At 59.8% G+C, this 15,833-nt stretch carries 16 protein-coding genes, 3 tRNA genes and 1 pseudogene; 9 read left to right on the top strand and 11 right to left on the bottom strand.

Annotation, left to right across the window (positions count from 1 at the left end; genetic code table 11):
- Positions 1 to 122: 122 nt before the first annotated feature.
- A complete protein-coding gene (gene ppdK / locus EX00_RS23055) occupies positions 123 to 2,789 on the top strand; it encodes a pyruvate, phosphate dikinase (RefSeq protein ID WP_047463382.1) in 2,667 nt (888 codons plus the stop codon).
- A gap of 23 nt (positions 2,790 to 2,812) precedes the next feature.
- Here the strand turns inward: ppdK and EX00_RS23050 are convergent, their stop codons facing one another.
- Both EX00_RS23050 and EX00_RS23045 read right to left on the bottom strand, forming a co-directional pair.
- Complete coding sequence (locus tag EX00_RS23050; protein WP_047463381.1) at positions 2,813 to 3,088, bottom strand: hypothetical protein; 276 nt, start codon at positions 3,086 to 3,088, stop codon at positions 2,813 to 2,815.
- Positions 3,089 to 3,176: 88 nt separating this feature from the next.
- Positions 3,177 to 3,590, bottom strand: a complete 414-nt coding sequence (locus EX00_RS23045; RefSeq protein WP_047463380.1) for a hypothetical protein — start codon at positions 3,588 to 3,590, stop codon at positions 3,177 to 3,179.
- Positions 3,591 to 3,824: 234 nt separating this feature from the next.
- On the opposite strand from EX00_RS23045, the gene EX00_RS23040 reads away from it, so the two are divergent.
- A complete protein-coding gene (locus EX00_RS23040) occupies positions 3,825 to 4,757 on the top strand; it encodes a DUF1499 domain-containing protein (RefSeq protein ID WP_047463379.1) in 933 nt (310 codons plus the stop codon).
- Between the two features lie 86 nt (positions 4,758 to 4,843).
- Here the strand turns inward: EX00_RS23040 and EX00_RS23035 are convergent, their stop codons facing one another.
- Positions 4,844 to 5,752, bottom strand: coding sequence for an MBL fold metallo-hydrolase (locus EX00_RS23035; protein WP_047463378.1), 909 nt, complete (start codon positions 5,750 to 5,752; stop codon positions 4,844 to 4,846).
- Positions 5,749 to 6,051 (bottom strand): cupin domain-containing protein, encoded by a 303-nt coding sequence (locus EX00_RS23030; RefSeq protein WP_047463377.1) that lies wholly within the window; start codon positions 6,049 to 6,051, stop codon positions 5,749 to 5,751. Before EX00_RS23030 ends, EX00_RS23035 begins: the two co-directional genes overlap by 4 nt.
- 158 nt (positions 6,052 to 6,209) lie before the next feature.
- Between EX00_RS23030 and EX00_RS23025 the strand changes: the two genes are divergently transcribed.
- A tRNA-Gln gene (locus tag EX00_RS23025) sits at positions 6,210 to 6,283 on the top strand.
- Positions 6,284 to 6,323: 40 nt separating this feature from the next.
- Here the strand turns inward: EX00_RS23025 and EX00_RS32055 are convergent.
- The 4 genes and pseudogenes from EX00_RS32055 to EX00_RS23010 all read right to left on the bottom strand — a co-directional run.
- Positions 6,324 to 6,596, bottom strand: a pseudogene (locus EX00_RS32055) (IS481 family transposase); the annotation flags it as partial.
- A gap of 47 nt (positions 6,597 to 6,643) precedes the next feature.
- A tRNA-Arg gene (locus EX00_RS23020) sits at positions 6,644 to 6,734 on the bottom strand.
- A gap of 37 nt (positions 6,735 to 6,771) precedes the next feature.
- Complete coding sequence (locus EX00_RS23015; RefSeq protein ID WP_047463375.1) at positions 6,772 to 8,034, bottom strand: hypothetical protein; 1,263 nt, start codon at positions 8,032 to 8,034, stop codon at positions 6,772 to 6,774.
- A 311-nt stretch (positions 8,035 to 8,345) separates the two neighbouring features.
- On the bottom strand, positions 8,346 to 8,750 hold the full coding sequence (locus tag EX00_RS23010) for a hypothetical protein (RefSeq protein WP_047463373.1): 405 nt from the start codon (positions 8,748 to 8,750) through the stop codon (positions 8,346 to 8,348).
- A gap of 305 nt (positions 8,751 to 9,055) precedes the next feature.
- On the opposite strand from EX00_RS23010, the gene EX00_RS23005 reads away from it, so the two are divergent.
- From EX00_RS23005 to EX00_RS22980, 6 genes are all read left to right on the top strand, one after another.
- A tRNA-Pro gene (locus EX00_RS23005) sits at positions 9,056 to 9,132 on the top strand.
- A 224-nt stretch (positions 9,133 to 9,356) separates the two neighbouring features.
- The gene (locus EX00_RS23000) at positions 9,357 to 10,139 is read left to right on the top strand and encodes a pentapeptide repeat-containing protein (RefSeq protein ID WP_047463847.1); all 783 of its coding nucleotides are present in this window, start codon (positions 9,357 to 9,359) and stop codon (positions 10,137 to 10,139) included.
- 45 nt (positions 10,140 to 10,184) lie between these two features.
- A complete protein-coding gene (locus EX00_RS22995; protein WP_047463371.1) occupies positions 10,185 to 10,682 on the top strand; it encodes a GAF domain-containing protein in 498 nt (165 codons plus the stop codon).
- Positions 10,683 to 10,870: 188 nt separating this feature from the next.
- Positions 10,871 to 11,320: a peptide-methionine (R)-S-oxide reductase MsrB gene (gene msrB / locus EX00_RS22990; protein ID WP_047463369.1), complete on the top strand. Its 450-nt coding sequence runs from the start codon at positions 10,871 to 10,873 to the stop codon at positions 11,318 to 11,320.
- On the top strand, positions 11,317 to 11,844 hold the full coding sequence (gene msrA, locus EX00_RS22985; RefSeq protein WP_047463367.1) for a peptide-methionine (S)-S-oxide reductase MsrA: 528 nt from the start codon (positions 11,317 to 11,319) through the stop codon (positions 11,842 to 11,844). Before msrB ends, msrA begins: the two co-directional genes overlap by 4 nt.
- Complete coding sequence (locus EX00_RS22980; protein ID WP_047463366.1) at positions 11,845 to 12,258, top strand: DUF6314 family protein; 414 nt, start codon at positions 11,845 to 11,847, stop codon at positions 12,256 to 12,258.
- A gap of 83 nt (positions 12,259 to 12,341) precedes the next feature.
- Here EX00_RS22980 and EX00_RS22975 read toward each other — a convergent pair whose 3' ends face one another.
- From EX00_RS22975 to EX00_RS22965, 3 genes are all read right to left on the bottom strand, one after another.
- Positions 12,342 to 13,427, bottom strand: coding sequence for a 3-deoxy-7-phosphoheptulonate synthase (locus EX00_RS22975; protein ID WP_202903755.1), 1,086 nt, complete (start codon positions 13,425 to 13,427; stop codon positions 12,342 to 12,344).
- Positions 13,428 to 13,778: 351 nt separating this feature from the next.
- Positions 13,779 to 14,837 (bottom strand): porin, encoded by a 1,059-nt coding sequence (locus tag EX00_RS22970; protein ID WP_047463363.1) that lies wholly within the window; start codon positions 14,835 to 14,837, stop codon positions 13,779 to 13,781.
- A 428-nt stretch (positions 14,838 to 15,265) separates the two neighbouring features.
- On the bottom strand, positions 15,266 to 15,613 hold the full coding sequence (locus EX00_RS22965; protein ID WP_047463844.1) for a hypothetical protein: 348 nt from the start codon (positions 15,611 to 15,613) through the stop codon (positions 15,266 to 15,268).
- Positions 15,614 to 15,833: the final 220 nt, after the last annotated feature.

Below are 15,833 nucleotides of genomic sequence, written 5' to 3'. Positions count from 1 at the left end.
AAGTGCGGATAAACGAGCCTGCAACCCATATTTATTGTGCAGCGCAACAATTTGCCGCATTTGTCGATTTTCATTTCCGTCTCAATGAATTAAGTTCAGCTTGAGGAGTTGGATGGGGGAAAATGACGAAGTGGGTCTATACATTCGGCGATGGCAAGGCCGAGGGTCGCGCTAGGGATTATGAGCGGCTCGGGGGGAAGGGTGCCAATCTTGCCGAAATGTGCAGCCTTGGCCTGCCGGTCCCTCCCGGCTTGACGATCATCAGCGAAGCCTGTGCTTTCTACTATAAGAACGGCCGCAGCGTTTCGGATGAGCTGAAGCCGCAGGTCATGCAGGGCCTGAAGCAGATGGAAGCGATCACCGGGCGCAAGTTCGGCGATGTCGCGCGGCCGCTGCTCGTTTCCGTCCGCTCCGGTGGGCGTGCCTCCATGCCCGGCATGATGGATACCGTCCTCAATCTCGGCCTCAACGATGCCACAGTGCAGGCCCTCGGTCATGATGCCGGAGACGCCCGTTTCGCCTGGGACAGTTACCGCCGCTTCATCCAGATGTATGCCGATGTCGTCATGGGCCTCGACAACGAGGTTTTCGAGGAGATCCTCGAGGACGAGAAAGCCCGCCTTGGTCATGAATTCGATACCGATCTGTCCGCTGTCGAATGGCAGCATGTGGTCTCGCTCTATAAGACCGTCATCGAAGAAGAACTCGGCGAGGCCTTCCCGCAGGAGCCGGAAGTGCAGCTCTGGGGCGCGGTCAGCGCCGTCTTTTCCAGCTGGATGAACCCGCGCGCCGTCACCTATCGGCATCTGCACAATATTCCCGAAGCCTGGGGCACCGCGGTCAATATCCAGGCCATGGTCTTCGGCAATCTCGGCAATTCGTCGGCGACCGGCGTCGCCTTCACCCGCAATCCCTCGACCGGCGAGAAGGAGCTTTACGGCGAATTCCTCGTCAATGCCCAAGGCGAAGATGTCGTTGCCGGTATCCGCACGCCGCAGAGCATCACCGAGGCCGCCCGTATCGCCTCCGGTTATGAGCGGCCGTCGATGGAAAAGCTGATGCCGGAGGCCTTTGCCGAATTCCGCCGCATCTGTACCCAGCTTGAAACGCATTACCGCGACATGCAGGATCTGGAATTCACCATCGAGCGCGGCAAGCTCTGGATGCTGCAGACCCGTGCCGGCAAGCGCACCACCAAGGCGGCGATGAAGGTGGCGGTCGACATGGTCGACGAAGGCGTGATCACCGAGGACGAGGCCGTCGCGCGCATCGAGCCCTCGACCCTCGATCAGCTCCTGCACCCGACCATCGATCCGCGCGTTCATCGCGAAGTCATCGGTTCCGGCCTGCCGGCTTCGCCGGGAGCGGCCACCGGCGAGATCGTCTTCACCGCCGAGGAAGCGATCGCCGCCGAGGAGGAGGGCCGCAAGGTCATCCTCGTGCGTATCGAGACCAGCCCGGAGGATATTCACGGCATGCATGCCGCCGAGGGGATACTGACCACACGCGGTGGCATGACCAGCCATGCGGCGGTCGTCGCCCGCGGTATGGGCCTCCCCTGCGTGGTTGGCGCCGGCACCATGCGCCTCGACCTGCGCAACGAAAAGCTGATGGGCATCGGCATTACCCTGAGAAAGGGCGACATCATCACCATCGACGGCTCCGCCGGCCATGTGCTGAAGGGCGAGGTGCCGATGATCCAGCCGGAACTCTCCGGCGATTTCGGCCGCATCATGGCCTGGGCCGACCGTTCGCGGCGCATGACGGTGCGCACCAACGCGGATACGCCGGCGGATGCGCGGGCGGCCCGTGCTTTCGGCGCCGAAGGCATAGGCCTTTGCCGCACCGAGCATATGTTCTTCGAAGGCGATCGCATCCATGTGATGCGCGAGATGATCCTCGCGGAAGGTGAGGAGGGTCGCCGCGCCGCGCTTGCCAAGCTCCTGCCGATGCAACGGCTCGATTTCACCGCCCTGTTCACCATCATGCACGGCCTGCCGGTGACCATCCGCCTGCTCGATCCGCCCCTGCACGAGTTCCTGCCGAAGACGGACGAGGAGATCGCCGAGGTTGCCGGCATCATGGGTATGGAGCCGGCGATCCTGCGCCAACGCGTCGATGCGCTGCATGAGTTCAACCCCATGCTCGGCCATCGCGGCTGCCGGCTGGCGATTTCCTATCCCGAAATCGTCGAGATGCAGGCACGCGCCATCTTCGAGGCGGCGGTTGCCGCCGCAAAGGAGACGGGTGCGGCGGTGGTGCCGGAAATCATGGTGCCGCTGGTTGGCCTGCGCTCCGAACTCGATTACGTCAAGGCGCGCATCGACGAGGTGGCCGGCGCTGTGATGACCGAAGCCAGGATGAAGATCGATTATCTCGTCGGCACGATGATCGAGCTGCCGCGCGCCGCTCTTCGCGCCCATATCATCGCAGAAGCGGCCGAATTCTTCTCCTTCGGCACCAACGACCTGACGCAGACAACCTTCGGCATGTCGCGTGACGATGCCGCCGCCTTTATCCCGACCTACCAGCGCAAGGGCATCATCGAGCACGATCCCTTCATCTCGCTGGATTTCGACGGCGTTGGAGAGCTGATCCGCATCGCCACCGAGCGTGGTCGCCGCACGCGCAACGACATGAAGCTCGGTATCTGCGGCGAGCATGGCGGTGATCCCGCCTCGATCCATTTCTGCGAGGAGATCGGGCTGGATTACGTGTCCTGCTCGCCCTTCCGCGTGCCGATCGCCAGGCTCGCGGCGGCGCAGGCGGCTATCAAGGCCAGGATCTGACGTTCACGCGACAGGCGGCGCGATCAACGCCGCCAATATCCGCGATGATGGTAATAGCGCGGCCCGATGACATAGGGCGGCCCCCAGAAGAAATCGTCATTGCTTTCCATGAAGGCGCGCTGGTCGGCGCGGCGGCTGAGATCCTGGTTCATCATGCAATTCGCGAAATTCTGCGTGCCGGCCCTGAAGCCGTAGCCGCTGCATCGCGACTGGTCCGCCGCTCTGATCTCCTCCGCCGTCTGGCAGCCGGATAAGAGCAAGCCTGTGGCGATGAGGAGGAGTGCCGGAGAAATACGCATGGCCTGATGTCCTGAATAGAGATGTGCAGGCTGAGATCATAATGCCGCGCGGCGGGGTGCGAAAGGCCTGTCGCACGGCTAAAAACGTTCAGGCGGCGTCGTCCAGCCTTTCCGGCAGGCGTTGCAGCAGATCGACGAAGGCATCGGTGAAGCTGAGCAGATGCTCGGTTTCTTCACTTGGCTCCAGCACGCGAATTTCCACGCCGTCCAGGTCGAGCGCCGCGAAGATGATCCGCATGTTCTCTCCGCCCTCCGGTATCCACAGAACGGCCAGCCGGCGGTATTCCGATATCAATCCGGTGGCCGGAAGATCGAACAGGAGTTCGCCGCCCACGGCCTTGGCGGCGGTTCGCACCGCTTCGCAAAATCCCGCTTCCCCACCGGAAAAACCGTCGAGAGAAAGCTCGAGTTCCAGCAGTTCGAGCGGCAAGGCATGCTCGGCGGCATTGGCTGCTGCAGGCGACGGCTTGGCGGCGATGTCGGGCGATTGCTTCGTTCCCATCTCCTCAAGTCCTTTCATAGCCACGGTAAAACACGAAAATCATCGCCTTTTTTCGGAATTTAAGCAAGTACTCACGTTTTTGTGCTAGGCGACACCAAATCGACCCGCAGTCGAAGCTTGTTTATTCGTGCCGCGACATCCGATTTATTTTCGCCGTTTCTTGCTCTAAACATGAGGTCCACCTCCGGGATTCGGTGCATCCGCTTTCCGATCCGACGCGCCGACGAGCCCTTGATGACCATTCGCTTCGACCGTCCCGTTTCGCATGCCGCACGCGCCGCGCGCCTGATTGCTTCCTTTGCGCTGGTGCTGTGCGGGGTGATCTTGATCGGCCATCGGTTCGGGCCGCTGGAAACACCCTATTTCGTTTTGCTGCTGCTGGTTTCGGCCGGCTTCGCCGCATTTGCCGTGCTGCTTGCGGTCGTTGGTCTGGCGCAGCTCTGGCGGATTGCGGCGCTCGGCGGCGTTTCGGCTGTCAAGGCGCTGATCTATGCCGCGCTGCCACTGGCAATCGTCGGTGTTGGTGTGGAGCGCTACTGGAGCCGGCCGGCGATCTACGATGTATCTACCGATCTCACCGATGCTCCGGAATGGCTGGCGACGCCGGAGGCCAAGCAACTCTGGCTGCCGGCAAGGCGGCTTGTGACATCGGGGGATCGCGAGGCGCAAAACGTCGCCTATCCGGCGCTCACCAGCCGCCGCTATGAGGGGGCCTCCGACCGTGTGCTGGAAGCCGTGCGCAAGGTCGCCGGTGACAATCACATCACCATCGTCAAGGCCGAAGGCGCCGATTTAGTCGATCCGAACGGCGATCAAAGACCGCGCCGTCGCACGCCCCGGCAGCGCCCGAGCCCGACGGCGGATGACAGCGCCGTCACCGATATGCCCGATATCATCCCGGTGCCGACGCCGCGCCCCTATCGCGACGGCGTGGCGGACCTTATCCGCCAGAGCACCGATGTTGTGTTGCAGGGGCAGACCCGCACCCGCATTTTCGGCCTGCCTTTCGACGTAGTGATCCGCCTGCGCGAGGAGGCGGAGACGACGCTGGTCGATGTCCGCGTCGCCTCGCGCTACGGCCAGGACGACCTCGGCATCAGCGCCGATATAGCCGAAAGCTATTTGAAGGCGCTGGACGCCGAACTGCTGGGGATAGCCGGAAGCTGATGTTGTTCAGCGAAATTCCAGGAAAAGTGTCTAACGGTTTTCCGTCCGGAATTTCGCAAAACAACGACATAGGGCGGCTAACCGCTCTATGTGGGCCTGTAGGCCCCGAGCAGCGCCGGCGGCCCGTCCGTCTCCACCTGGCCCTTTTCCACCAGATCCTCCAGATGCGCCAGCACCGAGAGGGCCGCCGCTCCATGCAGGCGCGGGTCCGTGTCGCGGTAGATGGCCTTTACCATATCGGGGATCAGCCTATCGCCGGCCTTGATGCGCTCCAGCACGGCGCGCTCGCGCATGCGCCTGTGAGTCCTGAGCCCACGCATGAAGGAGGCTGGCTCCTTCACTGGCCCGCCATGGCCGGGGAAAAACAGTCGGTCGTCGCGGGCAAGCAGCCGCTCGAGCGAGGCCATGTAGTCGGCCATGGAGCCATCGGGTGGGGCGACGATCGTCGTTGCCCAGGCCATGACATGGTCGGCGGAAAAGACGATGCCGCTGCCCTCCAGCGCGAAACAGGCGTGGTTGGCCGTGTGGCCGGGCGTGAGAAGCGCGGTCAGCTGCCAACCGTCCCCCGCGACGCTTTCGCCGTCACCAAGCGTGATGTCCGGCCGGAAATCCATGTCCGAACTCTCGGCGAAGGGATTGACCTCGCCCTCGTGCAGCGGCCGCGCGGCGCGGTGCGGCCCCTGGCCGACCGTCAGCGCTCCCGTCGCTTCCTTTAGGCGCTTCGCGAGCGGAGAGTGGTCGCGATGGGTGTGGCTGACGAAGATATGCGTGACCTCGCGCCCCTTCAACGCCGCCATCAGGGCTGCAAAATGCTCCTCATTCTCCGGCCCGGGATCGATGACTGCGACCGACGAGCGGCCGACGATATAACTGTTGGTGCCGTGAAAGGTAAACGCGCTGGGATTGTTGACCGTCATCCGCTCGATGCCGGGCGCAACCGGCACGGCGCGGCCATAGGCGGCCTCGAAGGCAAGGTCGAAGTCTGGATTGCTCATGATTGCTTGTATTCGACCTCTATGAAGGACATCGGCTCGGAGCCGGCATTGACGACATTATGTTCGACCCCGGCTTCCCGCCGGTAGGCCGCGCCCTTGGCAATGTCGACGCGCCTCTCTCCGTTCGGCTCCTCCAGCAGGAACTGGCAGTCGGTCATCGGCACCACGACATAGCCGAGGCCATGAACATGATGGCCGGTATCGGCGCCCGGCTCGAAATCCCAACGCGTAATCCGCACGACATCATCGTCGAGAAGCACTGTCGGGACAGCGGGCGGGCGGGCGCGATACTGGCTCATTGGATCTCCTGGCCGGATTTGGGGATGACAAGACCTAGCATAGCGACCGCCGAAGCGTATAAAAATATGCGCACGCGCGTAACTTAATGATTGTGAGCGGATGCGACCTTTGCTAATCAGGCGGTGATTTGGCGCGAATAGTTGCCATGTCACTCTGGTGGGGCGTAGCCAAGCGGTAAGGCAGTGGTTTTTGGTACCGCCATCCCTGGTTCGAATCCAGGCGCCCCAGCCAAGGCTCTTCAGGGGTCCGTTCTGGACACATGGGTTACGGTTTATTCCTGAGACATAAGTAACACTTTTGAGCCGAAAGGGTTCTGCAGTGGTTCGAGCCTGCATGTCTCGTCGTCGAAGTATCCCAGATCGTAATCCATGAAGCTTGCGAGCCAGATATGGTCTTCGACCTATTTGATTCCGACGGCCTACCCGGCGAAGACCAGGCTGAGATTGATCTTCTTTCGCTTGTAGCAGATGCGGCCGCATGTTGTGACGGTCACGGTCTGGTCGTGGAACGGATAGTCGAGCTCCGGCAAGCCGTGATACCGTGGCGCGCGTTTGAAGGGGGGCTTCGCGATTGAATTAAGAAGCGTATGTGATGCAGCGGCGGGACTTGAACCCACATCTTCCCGCCCATCCGATAGTTCAGATGTAGAAAGCGAGTACTCTATCCATTGAGCTACGCTGCGCGGCCATGACAGCCTGACATCTCTTTAGGAAAATCGGTCAGGGCTGTGTTGACCCACTTTCTTGATTTTCTCCGAAAGAATGTTGAGCGCGCTGCGCGCGCGTCAGTAGGCCAAGTTCGATCGCCAGCCGCAACATGGTCCGTTCGTGATCTTCTATTTCTTGTCGATACTGCTCGTGCACTGCTGGGCTCATCTGGCTTGCCCAAACCAAATGCGGTCCCTGCGTTTTCTCTGCGATTTCGCGTTCATTTCTAATATCGGACAGCCGGAGCGCTATCTGCTCCTCAGAAAACGTGTCCCACGAGCGCGACGCAAGGATACGAAGCCAAAGCTCCTTGGATGCATCCAGCGACAGGAGGCTTCCTTTGATGTGCGCAAAGTTGTCGGCCTCCCTTCGTGCGATGCCCTCGTCGCTCTCCTCATCACGAAATTCTATCTCCTCTCGATCTATCCGCGCCTTCAATTCGCTTCGGGCAAATCGGTTTATCGCACCGGCCAAGCTCTCATCTTGTACGCCTGTGGCCAGTTCGATGAGGAGGCTGCACAAGTTGGAGAAGTCAGAGCCTGGAGTTGTGACGAAGCTAGGTTGGCCAAAGCGCAAAGACAGATTGTAGGCGAACTCAACGATGTGCGTTCGGGCTTTGTTGTCGCCCACCAAGAACGGTTCGTCGCCAATTGAGTCGCGAACGAGGGCGACCTCAGCTGCTAGTCGCAGACCTTTTATCTCTTTCCGAAGCTCGTCGAAGCTGGCCAAATCAGATGTATCACGCGAGTGGATGCGCGCCATTGCTCTTTTGTGTTCTTCATATTCCCCTCTGACATGCCATCCTGATCGCTCAAGCAGCGGTTCGATTTGGTTGAGAAGGCCCACCAGCGCATGAACATCATTTAGGATAACCTTTCGCTGCTGCGACGAGTAGGCGGCGCGCTGTATGTATTGGTATCCTATAGAGCAATCAAAGACTTGTTCGACAACGGAACTTACCGCGCGTGCTTCCATCTCCCCTAGAAAACCGAAGACTGCCGGAAGCAAGTCCTCCATTCTGGCGATGATAACCTTGCGTTCGACGACGGCCCGAAGGCAGTCATCGTCGCTCAATTTGGCGCTAATAAAATCCAGAAGATGAAACCCCGGAAGATAGTCCCCTGCTTCCGTCGAGATTTCTCTAGCGACCCGGCGCTCCGCGTCGCCACGACGGCCATCGCTCGCTTCGTTAAGCGCATCGAGAACAACGCGATGCGGTATGCGATCTCCACTGCGGAGGTAGGGGATTAGCTTTTCTATTGCCGAAGAAGTCATCTGTCGAACTGGCTTTAGGCTTCGCTTAAGGTCGCGCTCGGATTATTAGCCTAACGGCGGTCTTCGGGAAACGAAAACAGATGGTCTCAAAGACATTAGCAAATCAGCACGCACTAGAAAGCCCGCTCGGGCTACAAGCGGGCCGCAGGACCCTTACGCGTAGTTTGAACAGCGAGGACACTTATTCCGTTATCTGGTCATCAGCTGGCCGCCGCCCATTGATGTCGGAAGGCTGAAGCGCCCTCTGATAAAAAGACAGGCGGCCCCTTCGAGCCGCCTGCAAAATCTTCGTCCCCGATATTCCGTGAGACTTAGCTCGCCTTTGCCGGCGGCGGTGCCAGCAGTTCGGCGCAGTAGGAAGAGCCGCTGGTGCCGGGCTGGTCGCCGAGGATGCGGACCGAGCGGATGACGTAGCTCTGGCTGGTGACGATATCGGCCTTGCAGCTGAGATAACGCTTGCCGCCCTTCTTCCCGTCCTTGGCCGCGATGGTGATGGTCTTGTAGCCGCCCCGCCAGGTGTAGACGCGGTTGCCGCTATCGTCGCGGTCCGAGATCGGCGGGCCGTAGGAGGCGAAGAAGCGCCCGGCCGACTGGCCTTCCCAGCGGTCCTGAACCGGGTTGCTTACAAGCGCCGGGAGAATTGGTGTCGTGGTCGTGCTGGCGCAGCCGGCCAGTGCCAGCAACAGTCCCGCCGCGGTGATCATGCGGATATTCATCGTTTCGTCCTTGAGCTTCTGTCTCGCATTCGGTTGCGGAAACGCCGCTGTCCCACGACATTTCCACCTGTCCCGCTAAGGGCTTTAGCGCCAAAGCCGGCAAAAGAAAATTCCCATCCGCGTGTACAAGTGGGATTTTGACGAAAGTGTTGCGTCTTATGCACTTTGCTCTGTTCGCCGCCTGTTTTTCCTGCCGATTTTCCAGGCAATTGCCTCTGTAATCTTTTCGTCAGGAAACAAATGGTTTTTTTGAATTTGGTGCTTGTACATCAAAAATGGCTGGTCTATAGAAGCGCCGCTGGTCACGGAGTGTAGCGCAGTCTGGTAGCGCACCACGTTCGGGACGTGGGGGTCGAGTGTTCGAATCACTCCACTCCGACCAGCTCTAAATTCCCGATCTTTTCCCGAAAATTTGACCCGCGTCCGGTAGCTGGTCGCCATATCCGCATCCCGTCATGCCTCTACGCCAAGCCCTTCATCCGCTTCGGAATATCCTTTTGCGGCCAAGGCTCTTTTTGTCGCTCGCGGCACCATATACAAGGGGAGGATGAGCGCATCCGACTCGATGTCAAGGATGGGCCAATGGTTGCGGAGCGGAGCGACGAGATGAGCAGCCTTTTTGAAAGACTGGCCTGGCAGGCTGGAGCGGAATTCCGGCAGGGCCGGAATATTGGCGGTGCCGCCCTTGGTCGTCTCGCAAGCACCTCCGTAGTGGCGCTCCTGCTTGCTTCGGGAGCCGGGCAATCCGCCTTCGCCGGCGATTGCGACAATGTGGTCGCGGCACCCGGCATAGACTGGAGCGCATGCAGCAAGACCAACATCATGCTGCCGGGCAGCGATCTGCATGGCGCCAATCTTGCCGGTGCTCATTTCGACAGCACCGATCTCAGTGACGCCAATCTCACCTCGGCCAATCTGGAGAAGGCAACGCTGGTGCGGACCTGGCTGAAGAACGCGCGCACCGAGGGGGCGAATTTCGCCAAGATCGAAGCCTATCGCTCGAATTTCAGCAATGTCGTCGCCAATGGCGCCATCTTTGCCAATGCCGAGCTGCAGCGCGCTGAATTCAGCGGTGCGCAGCTCGCGAATGTCGATTTTCAGAAGGCTGAGCTCGGCCGCGCCGATTTCGACAAGGCGGTGCTGACGGGCGTCAATTTCTCCTTCGCCAATCTTTCCCGCGCCACCTTGAACGGCGCGACCATCCAGGGGCCGGTCACCTTCGGTGGTGCCTTCCTGTATCTGACCCGCATCGAGGGGATAGACCTGTCGGCGGCAACCGGTCTGGTCCAGACCCAGGTCAATTTGGCCTGCGGCGACCAGACGACCATACTGCCTCCTGGATTGAGGGCGCCTGGCTCCTGGCCATGCCCGCCCGATGAGAAGGACTGACGGCAATAATCCCGCCGGCGGCGGCGCAATCGAAAGACGAACGCTATGTTTGAAGAACAGACGATCCGGCACGGCAGCAAGCCCGAATTCTACCGTGAGCTGGCAGGCCAGCTGCAGGCGCTGCTTGACGGCGAGGCCGATCCGATCGCCAATGCCGCCAATACCTCGGCGCTGATCTTCCAGATGCTGCCGGACCTCAACTGGGCCGGCTTCTATTTCCTGCAGTCGGACGACGAGCTGGTGCTCGGGCCGTTCCAGGGCAAGCCGGCCTGCGTCCGCATCGCTGTCGGGCGCGGCGTCTGCGGCACGGCGATCGAGAAGGAACAGTCGATCCTCGTCGAGGATGTGCATGCCTTTCCCGGGCATATTGCCTGCGATGCCGCGTCTCGCTCGGAACTGGTGGTTCCCTTGTTCCGCGATGGTCTTGTTTTCGGCGTCATCGATCTCGACAGCCCGCTTCCCGGCCGTTTTGACAAGGATGACCAGGCCGGCATCGAGGCGCTCTCGGCAATTTACACCGCTGCCTGCGACTGGGATGAGTGACGGCCAGTCACTGCTCGGCACATCACGCCGTCGTGTGCGATATGGCAAATCGACCGCCCCATACCTATATTTCCGTCGCAACCACTCCCGCGACGCTTATTGAGCTTAACGTCTGTAACGATGTCCGGCATTCTCCCGTAATGACTGGTGAAGCTTGAGGTATGCGTCCAAGAGCAAGGAGAACAAGAATGCGGAATTACAGCAAGACCTCCGAGGCCATTGCGAAGCTGTCTCCCGAACAGTATCGCGTCACGCAGCAAAGCGGCACGGAGCGCCCCGGCACGGGGGAACATCTCGACAACAAACAGCCGGGCATCTATGTCGATATCGTATCGGGCGAGCCGCTGTTTGCATCTTCCGACAAGTTTGATTCCGGCTGCGGCTGGCCGAGCTTCACCAAGCCGATCGAGACCGCCAACGTCAACGAACTCACCGACCTGTCGCATGGCATGCTGCGCGTGGAAGTCCGTTCGCTGCACGGCGACAGCCATCTGGGTCACGTTTTTCCCGACGGGCCGCAGGATCGCGGTGGTCTGCGCTATTGCATCAACTCCGCCTCGCTTCGCTTCGTGCATCGTGATCGCATGGAAGCCGAAGGCTACGACGCCTATCTCGACCAAGTGGAGGATATCCGATGACTACGGAACGTGCAGTTCTCGCCGGCGGTTGTTTCTGGGGCATGCAGGATCTCATCCGCCGCTACAAGGGCGTCATCTCGACCCGCGTCGGTTATACCGGTGGCGAGGTTCGCAACGCGACCTATCGCAATCACGGCACCCATGCGGAAGCGATCGAGATCGTCTTCGATCCCGAGAAGATCAGCTATCGCGATCTCTTGGAATTCTTCTTCCAGATCCATGATCCGAGCACGCGCAACCGTCAGGGCAATGATGTCGGCGCGAGCTATCGCTCGGCGATCTTCTATACCAGCGACGAGCAGAAGCGGGTCGCCCTGGACACGATCGCCGATGTCGACGCTTCCGGTCTCTGGCCGGGCAAGGTCGTCACCGAAGTGGTGCCGGTGAGCGACTTCTGGGAAGCCGAGCCTGAACATCAGGATTATCTTGAGCGTATCCCGAACGGCTACACCTGCCACTTTGTCCGGCCGGGCTGGAAGCTTCCTGTCAGGCAAGCCGACGCAACGCAGCGCGCGGCGTCCTGAATGATGCAGGCCGCGGCGAGTGAGCGGCTGGAACGCTATCTCGGCACATGGGACGTGAAGCGGCGGATCATCGACCGCCTCAACGCGACCCTGATAACCTTTGAAGGACAGGCGTTGGTGACGCCTGTCCAGTTCGAGGAACATGGCGACACCACGAGCGATCACGCGATGCTCAGGAGTAGCCGCACCTACAGGCTGGGCTGCAAGGCCGAGCGTCTCATCGTTTCTTTCCCCGACCTCACCGAATTCATCCGTATCGGCGACGGTGCATCGCAGCGTGTCATCCATCAATGTGGTCCGGATCTCTATCGGGGCCGCCTTTTCTTTCGCGGGCCGGACGCCTGGGCTGAGATGTGGCACGTTGAAGGGCCGCGAAAGCGCTATTTAAGTCTCGCTCATTACCGGCGCGCATAGCCGGTTGGGACTTGATGCGAGGCGGAGAATATCTCCGCCTCTCTTTTCGACCGTTCGCCGAACCATGGCGGATGTGCGAAGCCTTACCGGGACACTCGCCGTCTTGCCTGGGCCGCCCGAGCCAGTTCCTCCAATGTCCGCACCGAGGTTGGCCAGTCGATGCAGCCGTCGGTGATGCTCTGGCCATAGACCAGCGCCTTTCCGGGAACGAGGTCCTGCCGGCCGGCAACGATGTTGCTCTCCATCATCATGCCCTTGATGCGGTGGTCGCCGGCCGATACCTGTTCGGCGACGGCGCCGACCACTGCCGGCTGGTTTTCCGGATTTTTGCTGCTGTTGGCGTGGCTGGCATCGATGATGATCTGCGGATCGAGCCCAAGCTTGGAGGCCTGTTCCGATACTGCCTGCACGCTGGCGGCATCGTAATTGGGCTGCTTGCCGCCGCGCAGAATGATATGGCTATCGTCGTTGCCACGCGTCGAGGCGATGGCGGCAAGACCGTCCTTGGTCACGGCGGGGAAATGATGCGGTTGCGAAGCCGCCAGGATCGCATCGAGCGCGATCCTTGTGTCGCCATTCGTCCCGTTCTTGAAGCCGATCGGGCAGGAGAGGCCGGAAGCCAATTCGCGATGCACCTGGCTCTCGGTCGTTCTGGCGCCGATCGCGCCCCAGCTCACGAGGTCGGCGATGTATTGCGGCGTGATGGTGTCGAGGAATTCGCAGCCGGCTGGCAGCCCGAGTTCGTTGACGTCGACGAGGAGCTGCCTGGCAAGACGCAATCCTTCTTCGATGCGGTAGCTTCCGTCGAGATGCGGATCGTTGATGAGACCCTTCCAGCCGACCGTGGTGCGCGGCTTTTCGAAGTAGACGCGCATGATGATTTCAAGGTCGTCGGCGAAGCGGTCGCGCGCTTCCTTCAGCCGGGCCGCATAGTCCCGCGCCGCGACTGGGTCGTGGATGGAGCAGGGGCCGATAACCACGATCAATCGATCGTCGTGATTGTGCAGGATGTTGTGGGTGGCGCGGCGTGCGCCTGTCACGGTCGTGGTGACGGCGGCGTCTCGCGGGATCTCATTTATGATGCGAGCGGGCGGCGTGAGCGCGGTAATTTCGACAATGCGCAGATCATCAGTGGAATTCAACACGGTATCGGTTCCTTTTGGGATCATACCATGGCGACAAAAAAAGCCGCCAGGTAGACTAGCGGCTGTTCGGGTCTTTTATTGCGTCAGTTTTATCTACGCACAGGCCCGCCTCCGCTGAGAGCAGCGGTACGAATAAAATCGCGAGGCGTTTGCGTAGGTGAACGACATTCGGTGTCTCTACGACAAAAAATATGGCTTGTCGATGCCGTTGATACGCCTGGGGACTGATCGCGGATGCTTGGCCCAGCTCCCAATTTGACGGCAGTAGCGAAAAGACGAACCCCAGATCGGAAGGACTGGTCCCACTTCGCTGGAAGCAGGACCAGTCCCCATCCGATCAGGGGTCAAGTCAGATCAGATCTCGAAAACGAGGTCTTAGAAAGTACGCTGGAAGCGCAGGATACCAGCCCACTGGTCCTGATTGATGGAGTCCCAGTTGGTGTAGGATACTTCCGGCGTGACCTGCAGGTTCTTGACCGGGTTGAACTTGACGTTCGCGGTCGCTGCGAAGATCTTCGAGTCGGTGTAAGCAACCTGAGCGTTGGCCTGCAGCTTGTCGTTGATCGGAACGGTCACGCCGCCCCAGGCAGCCCAATCGCCCCAGCCAATTTTGGCCACGCCGCCGCCGTTGGCGCCTGCGTACTTGTTCAGCTTGTCGCCGTCGGTGTTCCAAGCACCCATCAAGAAGGCCTTGAAGACGCCGAAATCGCCATCGACGCGAGCCTTGATAGCGCCTTCTTCAACGATGGAGTCGTAACCGCCAACGATCTTGAAGCCGAAGTTACCAGCCTTGTAGCCGAAACCGGCGACAGCGTCCGGAGCGTAATGGTTGGCGCTGTCTTCGCCGTTGAGGCCCGTGGCGCCCGTACCGGAGTTGCTGTCTTCGAGCGAGACCACAGCGGTGAAGCCGTTGCCGGCATCATAGTTGTAGGTGATCTGGTTGAGTTCATACGGGCCGTCATGGACAACGTCGTCGTTGATGACGTTGCCAGCGTAACCGGCGTACAGGTTGTAAGCCGAATCGAGCTTACCGACGGTGAAGCCGGCGAGGCTGATGTTGGCTGCGATCAGCTTGGTGGTGGTCGAACCGCCATCCTGCCAGTCCCAACGCAGGACGGTAGCCGTCTTCAGCGGGCCGTATTCGGTGTCCGAAGCGGTGTCGAGGGTGAGGTGAGCACGGGTATGCCACAGCGTGCCATAACGGTCGCCCGGGTTGTAAGCATTGTACCACTTGCCTTCGGTGCGGACATAGCCGCCGATCTTGAGGCAGGTTTCAGTGCCGGGAATGAAGAAATAACCATTGCCGTATGCGTCGCAGATGCGAACATATTCGAGCGGCTCAGGCTCGGCAGCAACAATAGCGTCAGCAGCATGAGCGCCGGAAACTGCTGCGAGTGCCGCAGCGGAGCCGAGAAGAAGGCTCTTGATGTTCATAAAAACTCCAATCCAATATAGATTGGGCATAGGCTATCGCGCCGAAAAATCGACGTGCCTCACCCTATCCCTGTTAAAAACCCCGACTCGGGAGAAACGGGCCCCACCCGCTTCTGCGCCCTATTAGAGACGAATTCCTGCAAAGTTATATGATATATTTTTCTCAGAATGACGTTTTCGTGATTTTTCATTTTAAGTTGCATGAAAGACACAATTGCAAACATAGATAGTAAGGAAGCCATAATATTGGCTCCGTAATGATCACTTCGAGGTAGGGAATCCGGAAATGACGCCGCATGGCGACGGCCTTCCGGGCCTTCGCCGTAGCTGCTATTTGAAGGCGCGGATATGCCGCGTGCAGGCTCAGTTGCGGCCCTTGCCGGCGTGGGTAAACGGCCGTCTGAATCTGATGAGGGAAGGATGTTCGCTTAATACAGCGCGGTTCGCTTCGAGGTCAGCGACATCAGTCTGCTGAGCATGGCGCCGATTGCGATACCCCAGAGCGCGCCCGTCATCGCGACGATGATATCCATGGGCGAACCGTAATTGCCGTTTGCCAGGAAATGCGAGAAGCAGAGTGCTGAGACGCTGGCAATCATCAACAGGCAGGTGAAGGACGGCGATTGCGGATAGGCCAGTCTCGCCAGCATGCCGGCAAGACAAAGCGCAACTGCTCGATAGAGATTGAAGGGATTGCCAAACTCGGCCTGCCAATTGAGATGCGCAAAGGTCACGACAACCAGCGCCGCTATATAGCCCCAAGCAACAATCTTCAAAAAGCGCTCTGTTATCATGGGGATGTCATATAGCAGCGGCGCGCCGAAACACCAGCCTCGTCAGGCTTTCGGAGCTTGGATCGGTCTCCAGCATCGCACACATTTTATGTGTCTTCGAAATATTTTGTAGCCGATCGGGAGGAGAGGAGGCGGTTTCTACTCAAGCGTCCGCGCGCCAGCCTATTGGTCGGAGGAAATGCGGAAGAGATTCCGACATGAT

Source organism: Martinezella rhizogenes (genome assembly GCF_000799715.1).
Lineage (GTDB): Bacteria > Pseudomonadota > Alphaproteobacteria > Rhizobiales > Rhizobiaceae > Rhizobium > Rhizobium rhizogenes_C.
This window is presented reverse-complemented; position numbering and strand designations above follow the sequence as displayed.